The 16,263-nt window shown below is 67.2% G+C and carries 24 protein-coding genes; 2 read left to right on the top strand and 22 right to left on the bottom strand.

Features of this window, described 5'->3' with window-relative positions:
- Positions 1 to 4 precede the first annotated feature (4 nt).
- From ACREYQ_RS30550 to ACREYQ_RS30530, 5 genes are read right to left on the bottom strand one after another with little or no spacing between them, the layout of a single operon-like run.
- Positions 5 to 1,183, bottom strand: coding sequence for a hypothetical protein (locus tag ACREYQ_RS30550; RefSeq protein ID WP_432263042.1), 1,179 nt, complete (start codon positions 1,181 to 1,183; stop codon positions 5 to 7).
- The gene (locus ACREYQ_RS30545) at positions 1,180 to 2,271 is read right to left on the bottom strand and encodes a hypothetical protein (protein WP_432263041.1); all 1,092 of its coding nucleotides are present in this window, start codon (positions 2,269 to 2,271) and stop codon (positions 1,180 to 1,182) included. Before ACREYQ_RS30545 ends, ACREYQ_RS30550 begins: the two co-directional genes overlap by 4 nt.
- Before the next feature lie 23 nt (positions 2,272 to 2,294).
- Positions 2,295 to 3,107: a hypothetical protein gene (locus ACREYQ_RS30540; RefSeq protein WP_432263040.1), complete on the bottom strand. Its 813-nt coding sequence runs from the start codon at positions 3,105 to 3,107 to the stop codon at positions 2,295 to 2,297.
- A gap of 40 nt (positions 3,108 to 3,147) precedes the next feature.
- Entirely contained in the window at positions 3,148 to 3,954 is an 807-nt protein-coding gene (locus ACREYQ_RS30535) for a hypothetical protein (RefSeq protein WP_432263039.1), read from the bottom strand.
- The gene (locus ACREYQ_RS30530; protein ID WP_432263038.1) at positions 3,954 to 4,493 is read right to left on the bottom strand and encodes a hypothetical protein; all 540 of its coding nucleotides are present in this window, start codon (positions 4,491 to 4,493) and stop codon (positions 3,954 to 3,956) included. The genes ACREYQ_RS30535 and ACREYQ_RS30530 overlap by 1 nt, the downstream gene beginning before the upstream one ends.
- Before the next feature lie 92 nt (positions 4,494 to 4,585).
- Between ACREYQ_RS30530 and ACREYQ_RS30525 the strand changes: the two genes are divergently transcribed.
- A complete protein-coding gene (locus tag ACREYQ_RS30525; protein WP_432263037.1) occupies positions 4,586 to 4,882 on the top strand; it encodes a hypothetical protein in 297 nt (98 codons plus the stop codon).
- Between the two features lie 17 nt (positions 4,883 to 4,899).
- Positions 4,900 to 5,670, top strand: coding sequence for a hypothetical protein (locus tag ACREYQ_RS30520; protein WP_432263036.1), 771 nt, complete (start codon positions 4,900 to 4,902; stop codon positions 5,668 to 5,670).
- Positions 5,671 to 6,333: 663 nt separating this feature from the next.
- On the opposite strand, the gene ACREYQ_RS30515 is transcribed toward ACREYQ_RS30520, so the two are convergent.
- The 17 genes from ACREYQ_RS30515 to ACREYQ_RS30435 form a co-directional block, all read right to left on the bottom strand.
- The gene (locus ACREYQ_RS30515) at positions 6,334 to 6,891 is read right to left on the bottom strand and encodes a hypothetical protein (protein ID WP_432263035.1); all 558 of its coding nucleotides are present in this window, start codon (positions 6,889 to 6,891) and stop codon (positions 6,334 to 6,336) included.
- A gap of 166 nt (positions 6,892 to 7,057) precedes the next feature.
- Positions 7,058 to 7,666, bottom strand: a complete 609-nt coding sequence (locus ACREYQ_RS30510; RefSeq protein WP_432263034.1) for a hypothetical protein — start codon at positions 7,664 to 7,666, stop codon at positions 7,058 to 7,060.
- Between the two features lie 22 nt (positions 7,667 to 7,688).
- The gene (locus ACREYQ_RS30505) at positions 7,689 to 7,949 is read right to left on the bottom strand and encodes a transcriptional regulator (RefSeq protein ID WP_432263033.1); all 261 of its coding nucleotides are present in this window, start codon (positions 7,947 to 7,949) and stop codon (positions 7,689 to 7,691) included.
- The gene (locus ACREYQ_RS30500; RefSeq protein ID WP_432263032.1) at positions 7,946 to 8,725 is read right to left on the bottom strand and encodes a hypothetical protein; all 780 of its coding nucleotides are present in this window, start codon (positions 8,723 to 8,725) and stop codon (positions 7,946 to 7,948) included. The genes ACREYQ_RS30505 and ACREYQ_RS30500 overlap by 4 nt, the downstream gene beginning before the upstream one ends.
- Before the next feature lies 1 nt (position 8,726).
- Complete coding sequence (locus ACREYQ_RS30495) at positions 8,727 to 9,503, bottom strand: hypothetical protein (RefSeq protein ID WP_432263031.1); 777 nt, start codon at positions 9,501 to 9,503, stop codon at positions 8,727 to 8,729.
- A gap of 133 nt (positions 9,504 to 9,636) precedes the next feature.
- Entirely contained in the window at positions 9,637 to 10,893 is a 1,257-nt protein-coding gene (locus ACREYQ_RS30490; protein ID WP_432263030.1) for a hypothetical protein, read from the bottom strand.
- A gap of 141 nt (positions 10,894 to 11,034) precedes the next feature.
- Positions 11,035 to 11,256, bottom strand: a complete 222-nt coding sequence (locus ACREYQ_RS30485) for a hypothetical protein (RefSeq protein WP_432263029.1) — start codon at positions 11,254 to 11,256, stop codon at positions 11,035 to 11,037.
- 98 nt (positions 11,257 to 11,354) lie between these two features.
- Positions 11,355 to 12,122, bottom strand: a complete 768-nt coding sequence (locus ACREYQ_RS30480) for a DUF5677 domain-containing protein (protein ID WP_432263028.1) — start codon at positions 12,120 to 12,122, stop codon at positions 11,355 to 11,357.
- Positions 12,119 to 12,391 (bottom strand): hypothetical protein, encoded by a 273-nt coding sequence (locus tag ACREYQ_RS30475; protein WP_432263027.1) that lies wholly within the window; start codon positions 12,389 to 12,391, stop codon positions 12,119 to 12,121. The genes ACREYQ_RS30480 and ACREYQ_RS30475 overlap by 4 nt, the downstream gene beginning before the upstream one ends.
- On the bottom strand, positions 12,388 to 12,519 hold the full coding sequence (locus tag ACREYQ_RS30470; RefSeq protein WP_432263026.1) for a hypothetical protein: 132 nt from the start codon (positions 12,517 to 12,519) through the stop codon (positions 12,388 to 12,390). Before ACREYQ_RS30470 ends, ACREYQ_RS30475 begins: the two co-directional genes overlap by 4 nt.
- A gap of 63 nt (positions 12,520 to 12,582) precedes the next feature.
- The gene (locus ACREYQ_RS30465; protein WP_432263025.1) at positions 12,583 to 13,203 is read right to left on the bottom strand and encodes a DUF6012 family protein; all 621 of its coding nucleotides are present in this window, start codon (positions 13,201 to 13,203) and stop codon (positions 12,583 to 12,585) included.
- A 67-nt stretch (positions 13,204 to 13,270) separates the two neighbouring features.
- Entirely contained in the window at positions 13,271 to 13,450 is a 180-nt protein-coding gene (locus ACREYQ_RS30460; RefSeq protein WP_432263024.1) for a hypothetical protein, read from the bottom strand.
- Positions 13,447 to 13,794: a hypothetical protein gene (locus tag ACREYQ_RS30455; RefSeq protein WP_432263023.1), complete on the bottom strand. Its 348-nt coding sequence runs from the start codon at positions 13,792 to 13,794 to the stop codon at positions 13,447 to 13,449. Before ACREYQ_RS30455 ends, ACREYQ_RS30460 begins: the two co-directional genes overlap by 4 nt.
- A gap of 47 nt (positions 13,795 to 13,841) precedes the next feature.
- Positions 13,842 to 14,633: a hypothetical protein gene (locus tag ACREYQ_RS30450; protein ID WP_432263022.1), complete on the bottom strand. Its 792-nt coding sequence runs from the start codon at positions 14,631 to 14,633 to the stop codon at positions 13,842 to 13,844.
- 98 nt (positions 14,634 to 14,731) lie between these two features.
- Complete coding sequence (locus tag ACREYQ_RS30445; protein WP_432263021.1) at positions 14,732 to 14,929, bottom strand: hypothetical protein; 198 nt, start codon at positions 14,927 to 14,929, stop codon at positions 14,732 to 14,734.
- Positions 14,930 to 14,947: 18 nt separating this feature from the next.
- Entirely contained in the window at positions 14,948 to 15,460 is a 513-nt protein-coding gene (locus ACREYQ_RS30440) for a hypothetical protein (RefSeq protein WP_432263020.1), read from the bottom strand.
- A complete protein-coding gene (locus tag ACREYQ_RS30435; RefSeq protein WP_432263019.1) occupies positions 15,457 to 16,161 on the bottom strand; it encodes a YkgJ family cysteine cluster protein in 705 nt (234 codons plus the stop codon). The genes ACREYQ_RS30440 and ACREYQ_RS30435 overlap by 4 nt, the downstream gene beginning before the upstream one ends.
- Positions 16,162 to 16,263: the final 102 nt, after the last annotated feature.

Raw genomic sequence — 16,263 nt, 5'->3', positions numbered from 1 at the left:
CGCATCACTGGACCTTCGCGCGGGCCGCGCTTTCGTTGGCGCGCTGGCTCGCGCTGTCCGAGACAGCGGCGGCGCCCGCCCTGCCGCTGACACCGCCGGTGCGGGTACTGGCGGCCAGCCACGCCGCCGTCAGGGCTTCGGTCCGTCCGGCTGCCTGATACGTCTCGTACAGCATGTTCAGCCCGGTTGCCTCCATCTTGGCCAGTTCGACCAGCAGGCCGCGCGAGCTCATGGCCGCCTTGCTCTTGGCCCATTCCTCGTAGTTGTCGCCACCGGCATAGGTGCCGACCTTGGCCTGCAGCGCGTCGAGGACGCTCTGTCCGGCCTCGCCATCGCCCCGGCGCTCGGTCCACGCCTGAATGCCCTTGAGCGAGGCTTGACTGACCGAGCGGATGGCATCCTCGCTGCGCTTGGCTTCGAGGTAGGCCTGCCCGGCGGGCGTCTTGGCCGTCTCGGCGCTGATGGCCGAGCGGGGCGCGCCGAAGATGTTGTTCAGGAACGCATTCTTGGCCGTCGTCTGTGGCGAATTGGCATCAGCCGAAGCGAAGAAGTTGCTCGCGTCGACGTCGAAGCCCGCGTACTGGCCGGCACTGGCGCACAGGCCGGCGGCGGCCTCGGCGGCCGTGCAATAGATGCCCTTGGCATCCTGCAGGCGGCGCGCGTAGATCGGGGCTTGATCCTTGACCACCCGGCCCGGTGCCGTATCCAGTTCCCGGATGACCTTGGTCTGCATATCGGTGGCGGCCTCGCCGATGGCCACCGCCACGCTCTGCGAGCGGCGCACCTCACCGCACGGGTCGAAACCCTGCCCCGTGCTTGCGTTGAAGTCCAGCATGGTGTTGTGGACCGCTTCGCGCTGCGACAGGTCGGCCATCACGCTCGACAGGCCCTGCTTGGCCGCCAGATTGACCGTGGTGTCCTTTTCGGTCGACACGTTGATCTGCTGGGCCAGAATCTTGAGGGCCGACTGGACCCGCATGCCATTCAGCGTCCGGGAGGCCGCATAGGACTCCAGCATCGCGGCCAGCGACCCGGATACCGTGGTGGCCGAGGCGGCGATGCCGGCTTGCCAGATCGAGTCGACCACCGCCGGGCAGCCCCAGCCCGCCGCCATGCCCGAGGCGGTCAGCAGTGACGCGGATACGATGGCCTTCTGGATCAAGTTGGGCTTGCGTGTGCTCATCGTGCCACCTTGCGTGCGGCTTCCTGCTGCAGCGCTATCTGTTCGGCACGGCCGGTGATCTGGCCCTGCCCTGACTGGTTTTCGATCTGCAGCAACGCGGCAAGATTGGCCTCGGTGCGCAGGTTGTTGCGCAGGCTCTGTTCGGTTAGCTTGAGCGACAGGCCGCTGATCTTCAGCAGGTCGATCAGCACGCCGCGTTCGGCCTGCGAGGCCTGATCCTGTGCCCATTCCATCGCGCGCGGGGTGCCGAAGTACTGGCCGATGCGCTCGCGCATCGGTGCGCCCATGGTCTCGGTATCGGCCTGTAGCGACTTCAGTGAATTGGCCGACAGGCCAAGGAGCGCGTCCTTGCGCTTCTTTTCGAGCACGTAGGCATTGCCTTCGGGGGTGTTGACCGCCTCGCGCGGCAGCGGATTGTCGGGCAGGCCGAGGATGTTGTTGATGGTGGCGTTGCGCGCCTTGACCATCTCCGGTGAGGTGTCGGTATTGAACAGCAGCGCCGCGTTGGTGTCGCCGCCCGGGATCTTGCCCACGCTGCTGCACACGCCCGCATCGACGTCGGACTGCGTGCAGAAGAGCTCCCGGTGCTGCACTTCACGTTGGCGCAGAATCTCGCCCTGTGGCGCATAGCGACCGCCACCGGCCTCGACTTCGGTGCGGGTACGGTTGGCGGCCGCGATCTGGGCTGCCTTTTCGGCCCGGGCCATGGCCACCATGCCGGTGAGCTGGCCGCAGGGATCGAAACCCTGCGAACTGTAGTCGAGCATGATCTTGTCGACGAGCCGCTTGTCCGAGAGATCCTTGACCACCGAGGCCATGGCTTCTTCGGATTGCACGTTCACGCGCGTGCTCTTCTCGGCCGACGAATTGACTTGCTGCGTCATCACCTTCAGCGCGGAGAGCATGTACTGCGTCTGCACGTTGTCGGTCGCGACGAGCTGCGCGCCGATGGCGCCGATCTCGGCCACGAGGCCGGCTGCGGCGGTCCCGGCAGCCGTCGTCACGAACGCTTCGGTGCCGCCACAGGAGGCCCACGCCACGCTGGCGCTGCTCGCCAGCGCGGTAAAGGTCACAACGGTCTTTTTCAAGCGATGCAGTCGAGGCATGCGGTTCACTGAGACGTGGCAGGCTTGCGGGCTTCGCCGGCCAGCTGGGTGGTATGAGATTCGACCTGACGCAGGAAGGCGAAGCGCGCCATCGACAGGTACGCTTCTTCCTTGCGGCGCGCGGCCAGTGCGCTCTGGCATTGCACGTCATTGCACGCGCCCGGGCGTGGCATGGGCTTGACGGGGGCGACCACCTTCACGAAGTCGGTCGCTGCCTCGGTCTGGTCCCAGCCATAGGTCTTGCCGGCGGTCATATGGACCGAATAGTCCACGTCCGCGCCCTGCATGCCGTTGGCGTTCAGCGTGCAATAGCCGGCCGAGGCCTCGGAGACCGTGCAGTAGCGCGAGAGATGCCGCGCGTTGCGGTCGGCGACCATGGCGGCGTACGGAAACGCTGTGGTCTTGACGGTATTGCCGACCATACCAGACAGGCCACCGGCATTTGTGCGACCCGCATCCGAGGTCGTGTAGATACGCTGCATCGCGCTCTGGGCGGTGGTGCCAGTCTTGACCGACGTCTCGTGCGTGGTGCTCGCCATGGCGAGCTGGTAGCACGGGTCCACCAGTTGTCCCTGCGGGCCGAAATCGTTGACAGCCTTGCGTACCTGTTCGGCGTTGTAAAGATCCAGCATGGCCGAGCCCAGTGCCTGCACGGCTTGCATGCGGAGCCGGTTCTTCTTCTCAGCGGCCGCATCCACCTGCTTGGTGACCGTCCGATAAGCACTGTTGAGCGTCGAGATCTGCTGGATCCATGCAAGGATGCCCTCGGCATGCGCACAGGGCGCGGTCAGCACCGCCACGGCGGCGACAGCGGCCATGGCGGGGCGGGAGGCGGGTCGTTGGCGCGCACGCATGCGATCAGCGTCCAAAGACCGAGGTGCCGACCGTGGCGGGCGTCACCGGCTGGGCCGGTTGCGACTGCTGGTACTGGGGCGAGGTCTGGTAGCTCTGCGCGTTGGGCGTCGCCGCCGGTGTCGCCGTGAATGGCGTCGGGTTGGTCATCGGTGCCGGGACACCGCTGGTGATGGTCGTGCCCGACGTGCCACTGGGCGTGGTGATGGTCGTGCCCGAGGTGCCGTTCGACTTCGTGGTCGTCGTCGTGCCCGTGGTCATCGTGTTGGCCGGAACGTCGGCCAGCACGTCGCGAACCGAGGTCGACTGGCTGTACGTGGTACCGTAGGAGGCGACGCTCTGGCCCGCGATGTTCGTATCGATGCTCGACTTCCAGCCCTGTACGAGGCCGGTGGCTTGGTTGTACTTGCCAATGATGTCGCCCATCGAGTTGCGCGCGGCCGTACACACCTTGCCAACGGCCGCCTCGGTCGCCTTCTTGATCGCGAACTGCGCCGCATCACTGAGCCAGCCGATCGGGTCGGGGATCAGCTTGGAGAGGTCGAAGCTGGTATTGAGCAGCGAATCGATACAGCTCTGCGCGGAGCCGACCGCGAAGTACTTGGAGACGTCCGTGCCGGTGACGCCCACCAGTTGCACCTTGCTGTTGATGGCCTGCTGGATGGAGTCGCTGATCGGGCACGGCGGCGCGTCGCCGCTGGAGGCCGCCTGCTGCGCCGAGACGGTGACAATGCCAGCCATGGCGATGCCGCCGACCAAGTAGGCGAGCTCGCGCGGGCGCGGCGCAAGCCCACGGAGTTTGGCGAGATCCATCAGTGCAGCTCCTTGTGGCCGAAGATGGTGGTCATGACGTGCGTGGTGTTCTCCTTAGAGAACACGCGATGGATGAGCTGCGTGCGGTACAGCGCCTGAATCCGGCGCAGCACGATGCTGGCGTGCTCATGGTCCTGCTGGCTGGCCTGACAGTAGGTCACCAGCTGCTGGAAGAAATCGGGCTGGCACTCGCTCAGGTAGTACAGCACGTAGAAACAGGTCGAGGCGTAGATCGAGCCCATCACCTGTACAAAGGCGAAGTTGTCGGGCTGGATCCGCTCCTGATAGTCCTTGATGATGGCGCCCAGACGTTCGAGCTGGGCGCGCAGCCGTGCGCGCACCTGCGGGTCTTCCTTGACGTTGTCGAACCGGTCGACGGTCCACGTCTCCACGCCATCCATGAAGCTGAGCACGGACAGCAGCGACGCCGTACGGTCCATGGTCAGGAAATGCTGGCTGATGCGCTCCCGGTCGAGGAAGAATTCCGGGGCCTCCTGATGCGACCAATGCTGGCCAGCGATGGCGTCTCCGTCGGTCATTTCCACAAATTTACCTCGCACAAATGGACTTTATTAGTATAGTCTAAGATAAAGCGAAGAAAAATAAAACTAATTTTACATCGGAGGTCTACGTGATCGTACGTTCTTGGGCGTTCAAACGACAGGTTTTGGTCCGGACCCTCGCCCGGATCGATGGCGCCATTGCCCAGCGCTTGGCCGAACTGGAAGGACGCTGGCAGGCGCGCAACGCGGAGATCCAGCGGGATTACCAGCCGAGCACCGCGCCGGCGGGCGAGCGGCTGGATGTCGTCGCGCCGCCGCCGGTGGCGCGCCCCGTGGCCAAGCCCCGCGCGACGCCTGCGCCGGCTGCGGCACCCGCCGTGGCGGCGAACCCGTATCCGGACGGCGTGCCCGATTACCTGCGTTAAGATCCGAGGACCTGTCTGTGACTGCATCGCTTGCCCCTGTCATGCCAACTGACCCCGCCACACCCGCCCGCGCCAGCGGTAGCCGCGAGGACTTTCTCGTGTTGCTGCGCGTGCCCAACAACCGGCCCGACAAGGTCGACCGGATCCTGCAGGCGCGTCTGATTGGCTTGGGCCTAGGCCGTGTGTGCGAACGCTGCGGCGGCAGCGGCCACTACTCGTTCAATGCCATCGACGGCACCACCTGCTTTGGCTGTCGCGGCAGTGGCCATGTCGCCCAGAAGCTGACGGCCGATCTCTATGCGCGCGCGGCCGCCGAGGTCGCCGCCGGCAGGCTCGACACCTACCTTGCCGAGGTACGCGCCCGCGCCGAGGCGAAGCAGGCGGCGGATATGGCCAGCCAACGCGTGATGAAGGCGTGGCAGGCGGTGGACGCCCGGTTTCCGTACAAGTGGCAGCTCGCGGTGGACAGGCTGCAGCCGCACTACGACCTGTCCCAAGAAGTCAACAAGCCGATGTCCGAGGCCTACCAGAAGGTCGCGGCACTGTCGTCGGAGCTCAACGCCCTGCCCCACGCCCGCCGGCATTGCAAGACGGTGGAAGACTCCAAGCGGCTCGACGCCAAGATCGAGGCGACCCGGCAGCAGCTCATCGCGGCCACGGACAAGGCGATGCAGGTGATCGAGCTCGCCGCGCAGTGCGGCGTCGCAGTCATGGCGCGCTACCACACTGCCACCCCCACCGCTGCCGAGCCCGCGCGCGCGCGGCGCGACGACAGCCCGAGTCCTTGACCGCTGCCGCGTGAGCCCGTTGGCACCCCGCAAAGCAAACAGCCCGCATCGCGGGCTGTTTGCGTTTCGTACGCAAGCCACGCCTAGCGGTCCGCCGGCCCGCTGCGCGCCTTGGCCCGCAGACATACCTCCGAGAGTGGGGGTGACGCTTTGGCACAGCTGGCCTTGATGGCCTGCGACAGTTCCGCCTGCTGACGCTGGCTCTCCGAGTAGGAGTACAGGCATAACAACACGGTGGCCACCACCAGTAAGGCCATCGAGAGCGACGGCCACCAGCGCCGTCTTTCGGGATTCGTCATTGCTTCCATCATAGCTTCCTTGCCCAGCTCCACGTCCGTGGATCACCCCGGCTGCGCACCGACACACGCGCCAGCGCACCTCCGGTTATCGGTCACCCGCCTAACCCACTTAACCCACCCGAAGGGGGATGCCCATGGCAGCCCCCGTCTTGGGCCCAATCCATCCCCGTCCGATCGATGCCCCGATACGGCGTTGAGCGGCCCCCTGCGCGCGCTGGCACCCTCGCCCACACGGCGCGCACGCGCCGATCGCGATCCCCCGGGACCTGTCGGCCCCCTGCTGCGTCGGCACGGCGTGCCCCGTCACGGCATTCTTTGACATTCAAATCGCGGCATTGACATCACCACCTGCCCCCCAGCGCGACTACACGACAAAGAGCCCGAGATTACAGGCCCGCCAGATGACGGTGTCGACGGTCGCAATGCGATCCCCGGTGGCCTTGGCAAGGTTCTCACACAGCCCGTCGACGGTGAGCCCATACGCGGCCGCCACGCGCACGAGGTGTCGGTCGGGCTTGGCCACATCGAGCCCGAAATTCTTGGCCAGATGCCATTTGGTGATGCCGCCAATCCACGGCAGGCTTTCCAGATAGGCGAGCTGCGCCGCCGGCGTGCCCGCCCGCAGGTATGCGGCCAGATGCCGCGCACGGTCGTGCCAGACCCGATCGATGGCGCCGGCCTTGCCCTTGTGGCCAAACACCGTCATGGCCGAGGCGCCGGCCTCCACTGCCACCATGACGCGCTCAAAAATGCTTCGGGCAATCTGCGCTTTCATCCCACTGTTGCAGACGATGAAGACGAACTCGCGCCCGAACGTATCCGCATCGTTCACGGGTGCGATAGACCCGCTCCATGCGATCTCGCCTGCGTAGCCTGCTGCCGCGACCTCGGCGCGCAACCGGGCATACACCTCTGGACTCATGTGAACTCCCCCTGTGGCTCTGGCCGCGCCACCGTGGCGGCGCTGTCTGTCTCGTGGCCCGGCTTGGCCGAACCCACCCGAACCCGCCAACCGACCCGTGCCGGCACGGCGCGCCGTGTCGGCCGGTGCGGCGATCGCGTCGCGAGGCCGCTGTCCTAGCGCGGCCTCAGAAGAACATGGGCGGTGCCAACGCCTGCCATCGTGCATAGATGTCCCGCGCGATGTCGTAGTCGATCAGGTGGTCGCCGTGGGGCGATCCCACCACGAACTGGCGGATCTCCGTCGGGGAGAACGAGAAGTCGCGTGGCAGCCCCAGTGTGCGCTTGGCGGCCGTATCGGCGTTGTTGCACTGCTCGCAGATCACCGTCGGCGCAAAGCGGCCAAAGCGACCCCGAAACTGCCGCGCATCCCCGCCATGGTCATGGTGTTCGTGATAGCCACCAGCCCAGCCCATGTGTGCGTGCGGCTTGCCCGGAAACTTGCGGGTCCACCGGAGAATCTGGAACTTGGTCCGTGCGCAGCCCGGACAGCACCAGTCCTGCGGCAGCTGCGCGTAGAGGCGATGGCAGTGATCGCCCCGGAATGCCAAGAATTCCGCCATGGTCGGCACCCGCCGCCGGGCATTGTTGGCCAGCACCCGGTCGCGTACGCGATTGCGCACGCCGGTGCCGCGACAGCCCAAGCAGTCCGGCTGCGCCACCAGCGGCGCCCGGACTCGGTCCACGCAGCGGCACAGCGCCGAGGCATTCAGGGAGGCAAGGTCAGGGGACGTCATGCAGCCACCAACACGCGTGGACTCAGCGGGCCGGCGGCGTATGGACCGGCACGCCCTGCCGATGCCACGCGAGCACTTCGCCGACATAGCGCCACGCCAGCTGTGGCATGTCGCGATACCCGGTCGAGCCCGAGGGCATGAGCCAGTTGTCGAGCGCCCGCTTGGTCATGCCGAAGCGCTCGGCGAAGGCGACGCGCCCGAGCTGCAGCTCGGTCATCGCCTCGTGCAGAAACTGCTGTTGCGGGCCGCGTTGCGCCACCGGTGTGCGGGTGCGGGCCGTCATGGCGCCGGGGCCGCGTCGTTGCCGGCGCGCGCGGTCGGCTGTGCCTCGGGCGCAGCGTCGCCCAGATCGAGTCGGCCACCCGCCAGCGCCAGCAGGTCGACATAGGCCTCGACGTGCTCCAGCGCCTCCTCCCAGCTGTAGGCAAAGTGATCGTCCTCGAAGGGGTCCGCGTCCTCGGGCAAGGTTTCGGGCGGCCCCACCCAGATCCGCTCGAATTCCCGCCATTCGTCGTCGACGGCGATGCCGTGCGCGGTGGCCAATGCGGTCACCATCTTCTTGAGCTTGCGCTCGATGGCGCTGAGCTGCACGGGCGTCGGCCGCACGCTGTCGGCGAGCTGCTGGGCGTTCACCTTGGCCACCTGCGTGAGCCGGAAGGCGGCCTCCATGCGGGCGCCCGCCATCCGGTAGTTGGCGACATCGACCAGTGCGCCGCCGGTGAGGCTGCACGCGACATGGTCGCGGCCGTGCACGAGAATCCAGTGATGGCCGGCCGCGACGAGGAAGGTATCGTGCGGCGCGCCGTGGCGCGCGACCCATGTGGCGAGGGTGCCGGTGGCCGGCGCGCGGCGGTCGGCCACCATGGAGATGCCGAGCAGCCGCAGCACCTTGGCGACCTGCGACGTGGTGGTGCCACGCACGGGGGTGGGATCGCCCTTGACGTGGCGCACCAGCAGCGCCGCGTCCTTGGTGACGAGGCCCGAGAGCAGCGCGATGACGGCCGGGCCACAGAAGCTGTTGCCGGACGCATCGAGCGGATGCAGGGTGATGTTCGTCATGTCAGTGTTCCTTGGGGGCCACGCCCGCCAGCGCCGCCAGTGCCTGCACATAGCCGTTCACGTGGTCGAGGATTTCGCTCCAGTCCCCGCAGTAGTGACCGCTCTCCGCATACGGATCGCGCTCGCCCTGCAGCGCGGCCGGGGGCCACACGCCGTAGGACGACATGCCCGCCTCGCGCTCGATCTTGATGCCGTGACGCTGGGCGAGCGCCCGGGCGCGCCGGCGCTCGCTGCTCGTTTCGGGGCGCAGGCCGGTGGCGCGCCGTGCCGCAGCCAGCACGGCGGCCACATCGACCGTCTTGTGGCGGGTGATGCGATACGCGTGCTTCACGAAGCTGCGCGCGTTGGGGTGCGCGTCGCCGGCGACCAGTGCCCCGTCGGTGCGCGAGCAGGCGACGCCATCGCGGCCGTGCACGACCACCCAGTGGTCCGTGATGTTGACCAGATAGGTGCCGGCCGCGTGGCTGTGCTCGCCCATCCAGCGGCGCAGCGTCGGGCGGCCGGCGACGGCCTCCTCGGTGCTGGCCAGTCCGAGTGTGGCCAGCACCCGGCACACGTCGTGGGCGGACGCCCCGCGCACGGCACGGATCTCGCCGCGCGCGCCGGCGCGGATGAGCCGGGCCGCGTCGCCCGTGGCGATGCCCGCCAGCAGGCTGATGGCGGTCGGGCCGCAATAGCGGTTGCCTTGGCGCTTGAGTGGATGCAGGGTGAGCGCAGCGGTCATGACGGGTTCGATCCGACGAGAAAAGGTGTGGCGATGGGGAGTACTCTGAAACACTCATTGAGTGCTGTCAAGGGCCGGGCCAAATCAATGGGAAAGAGCCGGGGTAAAAGCGGCGGCGGCGCCGCTGGCGCGCCGCGCTGCGCCTCGGAACGGCGGTAGTTTCCGGGGACTCCGGCGCCGGCGTGCCCTACTCGTTCCAACGCAGGTAAAACAGCAGGTACGGGTCGTGAATGTCGAACACGTCGCTCCCCCCATCCCATTCAACCACGCTGCGGTTCTCCGACTCGTTCGCAATCGCCGCGATGTGCGCGCAGGCCCCCGTGACACTGGAGCCGCTGGGTTGGTCCTTGGCGCACTGGGTCCTGATCCGCGCCTGCAAATCGGCGTAGCGGAACGTCAGCTGCGGCGGGTCCGCCGCGATGGCGCGCAGAATCAGCGGATAGACGTCGATCACGTCGCCATCTTTGGTGAGATAGGCATTGCGCTCGGTCCCCCGCGTCTTGGGGCCGTCCGTCATCTTGTCGACGGTCGACGAGTAGTCCGCCGTCATGACGACCCGCGTGCACACGGTCTCAATCGCCGGGATATCGGAGCGCATAGGCTTCGGCGGGCCCGCCGGGTGCTTCTCGCGCAGGTCATTCTCGAAACAGGTCGTCAGGCACAGCGACTGCATGAGCTGGGGCGAGCCGGCCGCCTCGCGTGCCAGTGCGTCGACGTAGCCAGCCGACGCCGTGGCATTGAGCTCGGCAAAGCCCTTGCTGGCGATCTGGCCCAGCTCCGCCGGTTCCCAGTAGTCAAAATCTAGCTTCACCGTGCGTCCGCGCAGGTCCGCATTGGCCCGAATCACGTCGTCGGCGTGGTACGGCACCGAGGCCACCACAAAGACCACGTCGTTGCGGATGGCCTCCTTGATCTGGTTGGCCACTTCCAGCTGCACGGCGCGGGGAATGTAGTGAAAGTCATCGATGAAGACGACCAAGCCACTGCCACCGAGCTCGCGAATCAGCAGCTGCAGATAGTCCACTGGGGTATCTGCCTGCAGCGCGGTGCTATCGGTCCATTTACCGCCGCCGGACACCTCGCCGCTGGCCTTGGCCACCAACGGAATACCGCCCTCCCCGGCCACCTTGCCGGCCAAGGATTTTTCCACGCCCGTGGTGGTCGTGGTGCGCTTCGAGGTGGGCGTCCCGATCAGGTCGAACACCCGGTCCCACAAGCGGCTGGCCTCGGTGATGCCGGCGCCGGTGACCTGCAGCAGGCGGTCCTTGCCGATGTTCTTCTCAATGAACACGGTCTTGCCGGATTTCGACGGCCCGGAAAGCGAGATCACCGCCGCGCCGGTGTCCAAGGCGTCGTGCAGCAGCGTGGCGCGATCCTTCAGATGCGCGTCGATGTACGTAACATCGGGCAACTTGCCCGGGGTAAAGACTTGGGTGGCCTTCATCTCGTTGTACCGGTGAGAAAGTTCGCCAGAGCGGCGAACGACGGCAGTTAGTGTATGCCATCTGACCGGCTCCGCCGCAGCGCGCCATCGCTCTGGGCTACCACAATCCGTTGCGTCACCGGCTAATGGCGCCTGCTGTCATCACCAGTGCGTCTGCACCCACGCGCTCAGCCACGGCGCGGCGCGATACAGGCCCCACAGGACGACGATCACCGCGAGCAGCTTCACGCTGGCGTGCCAGCCCGAGCCGGGCAGCTCCGGGGGACCATCCCGCCATGCGGCATCGCGTGGCTCCCGTTGGGCGCGCGGCAAGCGCCGCGCCGGGTCACGCAATGCACGCGGGCTGTAGATTGCGGCCTTCAAGGCGCGATCGCCGTCCTCCGCACTGCGCCGCCATCCGGGGTGTGTCTTCACGCAGCGCGGGCGCGATGGCCGTGTTGGTCGTGGCGCGGACATCGGACCTACCGGGCTGGCGGCGGCGCCTCGGCAGCCGACCCCGGCGCGTTGGGCGTCTGTACCGCGAGAAACGCGCCACTGCCGAGCTGCAGGCAGCCTTGAATGTGCCCGAGCACCAAGGGTAGCTCGTCCATGGGTTGCACGAACTGCAGCTCGCCCAGCGACGCCCCGAAGCTCACGCCCACGCTTGTGTAGTTCGCGTGCGTGCCCACCAAGGAGAGTTGCCGATAGGTGGTCTGGAAGATCGCCGCCAGCCCGGCGATCTCGGCGGCCTGAAAGGCGCTGATTCGCAGGTTCCCGCCGGGCCGCTGTAGTACCGCCTGAAGCGCCTCGCGCTGCTCCGCGCTGATGACGGTGCCGACGTCCGCATCGGCCAGCGCCCGGCGCACGGTGTGCTGCCGTTCGTAGAGGTCCTGATCGCGCATCCGGTCCAGTACCGTCGGATCCTTGAGGAGCGCCATGGCATAGAACAGGTGTTCAAAGCCCGTCCTGAGGATCGCGCTCGCCTCGCTTACCATGCCACGCTCGGCCAGCAGCACGCCCGCCTGACAGGCGCTGATACTGCGCAGCCACGCGGCGAGCGCAGCGTTCATCGACTCGGGCCCGGACACGCCCGCACACAGGATGGCCATGGCCGTGCGCGAGGCCATCGCACAGTCGCGCAGCAGGGTCCCGTACTGCTGGCGGACGTGTTGCCCGAGCACAGCCGCTTCACCCGAGAGGTAGCCGGCCTGTTCCATCGTGCTCAGGGTGGAGTGAGGTGCGTCGCTCATGCCTTGCCGTACAGCTTCTTGTGCAGGGCCATGGCCCGTTTGTCGAGTTGGCGGATTACCTTCGCCATGACGCTGTCCTTGGGCCGCAGATTCACGAGCGCCGCGCACACCTCAGCATAACCGGAGGCGCCGGCGCGCCCGGCCTGCCTTCCCCATGCTTCAAGCGCCTCCATCACCGCGCGACCGTCGGCGCCGAGCCGCACGGCACCTATGCCGAGCGACACCGCCTCGGCGCGGAGCTTGTCAAACAATTGCGCATAAATCGTCATGCGTGGTCCTTGTGGCCGATGGCCGCGCGATCGTCATCATACAGCGCGGCATCCAAGAATTGCACGAGCGCGCCGTTGTAGCTCAGCCGGTGGCGCACTTCGCCACCCTGCCGCACGGTCAGATTCACGTATCCACCCAAGATGGGTTCTCCTGAAGAAATACTGGAACTGACGTCGCCGCCCGGGGCCGGTCACGCCGCCTGCGCGTTGGCCCGCAGCGGCACGTGAAACGCGCTCTCCAGCATGGGCAGGCGATCGCGGTACGGGTGCGGTCCGAGGCGGCCGCGCTCGACGGTGTGCAGGCAGAAGGTCTCGGATTGCTCGATGATGGCGGGATGGATCGTGCGGTACTGCACGCCGGTATGCTGGCGGTCCTTGCGCGGACTGAGCGTCATGTGCGGCTGGACGGCCACCGGCGCGAGCTCGGCATAGCAGTCGGGCCAGCGTCGCGTCCAATCGCCCATCCCGGCGTACCACAGCAGCATGCTGTCGGTAACCGCATCGAATTCGGCATCGAGCACTTTATGTGTGACGCGGTGGAGCGCGATGGCGTCGGCCTGCATGGCCCAGCGCGTCTCCACGGTGTAGGTATCGAGGTGTCCCGGTGTTTCGATCAGCAGGCCTTCGATGGCCTTGCGGCCGGTCTTGCGGCTGGCGACCCAGTAGCGCTTGTTGGGATAGGGTTGGCGCGCGACCAGATCGGTACCGGCGCTGAGCGTGAGGTCCAGCTCCGGGATGCGCACATCAACGAGCGCCACGTCCGGGCCGGAGACCTCGCAAGTCAGGAACTTGGGCAGCAGATGGATCAGCATGGGAATCGGTGGGAGTGATGGGTTGGGTGGTGTCGTAACTCGGAACAGGCGCCCTTTCCGGGCCCGGCTACGCCTGTGGCGCTTCCTCGAAATAGGGGCAGTCATCCACGTACTTGTGCAGACTCCTCTCCCCCTCTTGGCCGCAGACGGCACACCGGTACAGCGGGCGCGACGGGTCGTATTCGCTGTCGGCGATCCGTGTCTGGTCGATGGGCGCAGACAGCGCCTTCTCCCACCGTGTCGTCATCGCGCTGCCTCCGTCGGGTGCCCGGGCACTGCGTGACGGGCGGATAGGGCCCTCCGCTGGTAAAACTCCGAGCAGTAGGCCTGTTCCATCTCGGCGCCAAGCCGCTGAAAGACCTCGGGGCAAAGCGGCGCGATGATGCGGCCACGGGCCACCGGAACCCCGTCATGGTTGGGCACCCCTTCGCGAATCCAGCAGTGAAAATCCATGTCCATGCTGATGACGTAACGGGGATCTTGGGCCAAGATCTCCCGGGCCTGCGCATCCGTCTCAGTGCGCGCCATCTGCGCCGGCAAGGCGCGTAGAGCTGGTACGGCGGCGGGCGGTGTCGTGGCGTCGTGATGCATCGTTGTCGTGGCTCCGTGGTCGTCAATGGTGCGAGCGCGTGGTGAGGCTAGGCGACTTCGTCGGGCAATACCGGCAGCGTCAGGATGTCGCCAAGGTCGTGGATGTAGACCACGATCTCGCGCAACAGGCACTCACTGCTCCGGTGCTTGGCCGTGTTCTCGGTCTTCTCGATCCGCGCCGACGGCAGCCGGGACTGGATGAAGCCGAACAGCGCCGCGCGACTCGCGTCGCAATCGATGACGGCCACCTCGCCGTCGTCCTCGGTCAGCACCAGACCGCGCTCGCGCAGGCTCTGGTGCCACTGGCGCTTGCGCTCCTTTTCCGAACCCTGCGTACGGCCGCCCGGCATGCCGCTGCGTGCACCAAACAGATGGCAGCACAGGGTCACCCGGCAGCCATAGGGACCGAACGCGGCGCGGCCCGTGATGTGCCCGAGCCCTTCGTGCCGCCACCAGCTGTCCAGTCGCTTGTCGAGCGCCTGCAGCCCGAGCTGGACGGCCTCCGGCGCCTGCGCGTCGCCAATCTGGGCTTCGAGCTCGCGCACACGCAGGTTGGCCGTACGCAGGTCGAGTGTGCGCTGCGCGCGCTCTTCGGCGAGTTCGCTGGGTATGCCCAGCGCGGTGGCCAGTCCGGCCACGGCGTGCTCGGACAGGCGCAGGGCCATGATCGCCTGCGCCTCGGTGGGCGACTGGCCCGCCTGCAGCGCCTCGCCCAGCGCATGCAGGGCGAGATGCAGGTTGCGGATCCGGTCAACGGCAACGGCCCGGGCATCGTCGGACAGGGTCAGCGGCTGGTCGCCGCCCACGGGCTTGGGAAACTGCAGGACGGTCTTGGACACAGGGGATCCTCTGAATGATGCGCGTAATTTTAACGTTTATTTTGCATCCTGCGTGATGCAAAAACATCTGTTCATGCCGTGCTGTCGTGTGGGGGCGGTCATAGCGGCCTGAAGTCTCCCGGCTTGAGAATCAGGTTCATGAAGGTGTGTACGGAGAGCGCCACGCGCTTGCGCTTGGCGCGCCGCAGGACCTCGAACTGGTCCGGCGCGCGCTCGACGATCAGTCCGCAGCCCTCGGGCACCTCGCCGGGCGCGATCATCCCGGCAGGCGCCACGTAGTACAGGGCATCGCTCACGGCCGCGTAACCCGCGCGCTATTCCGGCTTGGCCACGTCGGCCAGAAAGTCCGCGCGGCTCACCTTCACCTCGTCAACACAAGGATAGATCCGCTTCGCGTCGTAGGTCGACACCAGCGAAAACACGTCGGGCCGCACCACGGCGCGGCCCCCGGCGGGCAGCTCCACCACCAGTTCGATGTTCTCCCAAGTGACACGGCCACTGCGCTGGCGCCAGCCAGCGAGCCGGCCGGCCAGATCGTGGTGGGGCGAGCGTCGCTGGATTTCGCGGGAGAGCTCGGCCGCCAGCGCCTGCTCCCCGGCCGGCGTGATCTTGAACTGGGCGCCGCCAAAGCGCGACGCGATGCGTTCGACATAGCCATGCGCCACCAAGGCGAGATCGAGGCTGTCGCCATGGCTGGCCGAGCCATAGCTGCGGCACGCGAAGAAATGCCGCAGCCGCTTGAAATGCCGTCGCGACAAGACCAGATCCGTCGCCGCCGGCAACGGCGCCGCTGCCGGCGTGTCGGCCATCGCCACGACGGCCGTCACGGCGTCGCCTCCGCCATGAGTGCCCGGAGGCCCCGGCGATCGCGCACCTCTGGGAACGCCACCTTGCCCTCCTTCCAGCGCCGGAACGCCGCGCGGTTGGTCAGCGCGGCCAGCACGGCCGCCTGCAGCTCATACACCATGGTGTCGCGCCCGGCGTGCTCGTGCCCGAGCAGCATGGTGCTCCAGTAACCCTTCTGCACCGCGTCGCGGACCGGATCGAGGCGCCGCATCGGCGGGGCCTCGGGACGCGCGAAGGCGGCCGCGCAGGCCTGCACCGCCACCGCGTGATAGCCCCGACAGGCCGTGGGCCGTGCGGCGTAGACGCTGCAGCGGCCATCCTGCAGGAAGGCGCACGGGATATTCGTCGCGTGGTATTGGGCGTGCGAGAGCGGCCCGATCCGCTCGACGCTCGCCGCCAGCCGGTCGCGGATCGCCGTCTGCTCGGCGGCTGGCAGGCCTGCGATGTGCTCGGCGAGCGCGAACGCTTCGGCCGCGCTCACCTGCACGTGGTAGTGACAGCAGTAATCGCATCCCGCCTTGCAGTCCACCGCCGTCGGCGATGCGGCCATGGCAGTGTCCATGGCCGTGAACACGGGCTTGAGCGCGATGTACACCTTACCGGTGTCCGCCCGCATCAGCTGGTCGGCCACCGGGGCAAGGTTCTGGGCAATGATCTGGTTCGGATTCGCGGGGGATGGCATGGGAGCTTCACTGGTTGTGTCGTGTGCGACTTCGCCGCTAGCGGCATTACATGCCGCCAAGGTCTGCCCGAGCCACACGCCGGGGCATGGCAACGGGCCCCG

It is taken from the genome of Cupriavidus sp. TMH.W2 (genome assembly GCF_050847365.1).
Lineage (GTDB): Bacteria > Pseudomonadota > Gammaproteobacteria > Burkholderiales > Burkholderiaceae > Cupriavidus.
The sequence above is the reverse complement of the archived record's forward strand: the minus strand, read 5'-3'. Positions and strand labels throughout refer to the sequence as shown.

What these genes read in the sequence shown, in the direction of transcription:
- ACREYQ_RS30550 (WP_432263042.1), bottom strand. Translation starts at nt 1,183, where the DNA reads ATGAGCACACGCAAGCCCAACTTGATCCAGAAGGCCATCGTATCCGCG.
- ACREYQ_RS30540 (WP_432263040.1), bottom strand. Translation starts at nt 3,107, where the DNA reads ATGGCCGCTGTCGCCGCCGTGGCGGTGCTGACCGCGCCCTGTGCGCAT.
- ACREYQ_RS30535 (WP_432263039.1), bottom strand. Translation starts at nt 3,954, where the DNA reads ATGGATCTCGCCAAACTCCGTGGGCTTGCGCCGCGCCCGCGCGAGCTC.
- ACREYQ_RS30530 (WP_432263038.1), bottom strand. Translation starts at nt 4,493, where the DNA reads ATGACCGACGGAGACGCCATCGCTGGCCAGCATTGGTCGCATCAGGAG.
- ACREYQ_RS30515 (WP_432263035.1), bottom strand. Translation starts at nt 6,891, where the DNA reads ATGAGTCCAGAGGTGTATGCCCGGTTGCGCGCCGAGGTCGCGGCAGCA.
- ACREYQ_RS30510 (WP_432263034.1), bottom strand. Translation starts at nt 7,666, where the DNA reads ATGACGTCCCCTGACCTTGCCTCCCTGAATGCCTCGGCGCTGTGCCGC.
- ACREYQ_RS30505 (WP_432263033.1), bottom strand. Translation starts at nt 7,949, where the DNA reads ATGACGGCCCGCACCCGCACACCGGTGGCGCAACGCGGCCCGCAACAG.
- ACREYQ_RS30500 (WP_432263032.1), bottom strand. Translation starts at nt 8,725, where the DNA reads ATGACGAACATCACCCTGCATCCGCTCGATGCGTCCGGCAACAGCTTC.
- ACREYQ_RS30490 (WP_432263030.1), bottom strand. Translation starts at nt 10,893, where the DNA reads ATGAAGGCCACCCAAGTCTTTACCCCGGGCAAGTTGCCCGATGTTACG.
- ACREYQ_RS30480 (WP_432263028.1), bottom strand. Translation starts at nt 12,122, where the DNA reads ATGAGCGACGCACCTCACTCCACCCTGAGCACGATGGAACAGGCCGGC.
- ACREYQ_RS30475 (WP_432263027.1), bottom strand. Translation starts at nt 12,391, where the DNA reads ATGACGATTTATGCGCAATTGTTTGACAAGCTCCGCGCCGAGGCGGTG.
- ACREYQ_RS30465 (WP_432263025.1), bottom strand. Translation starts at nt 13,203, where the DNA reads ATGCTGATCCATCTGCTGCCCAAGTTCCTGACTTGCGAGGTCTCCGGC.
- ACREYQ_RS30460 (WP_432263024.1), bottom strand. Translation starts at nt 13,450, where the DNA reads ATGACGACACGGTGGGAGAAGGCGCTGTCTGCGCCCATCGACCAGACA.
- ACREYQ_RS30455 (WP_432263023.1), bottom strand. Translation starts at nt 13,794, where the DNA reads ATGCATCACGACGCCACGACACCGCCCGCCGCCGTACCAGCTCTACGC.
- ACREYQ_RS30435 (WP_432263019.1), bottom strand. Translation starts at nt 16,161, where the DNA reads ATGCCATCCCCCGCGAATCCGAACCAGATCATTGCCCAGAACCTTGCC.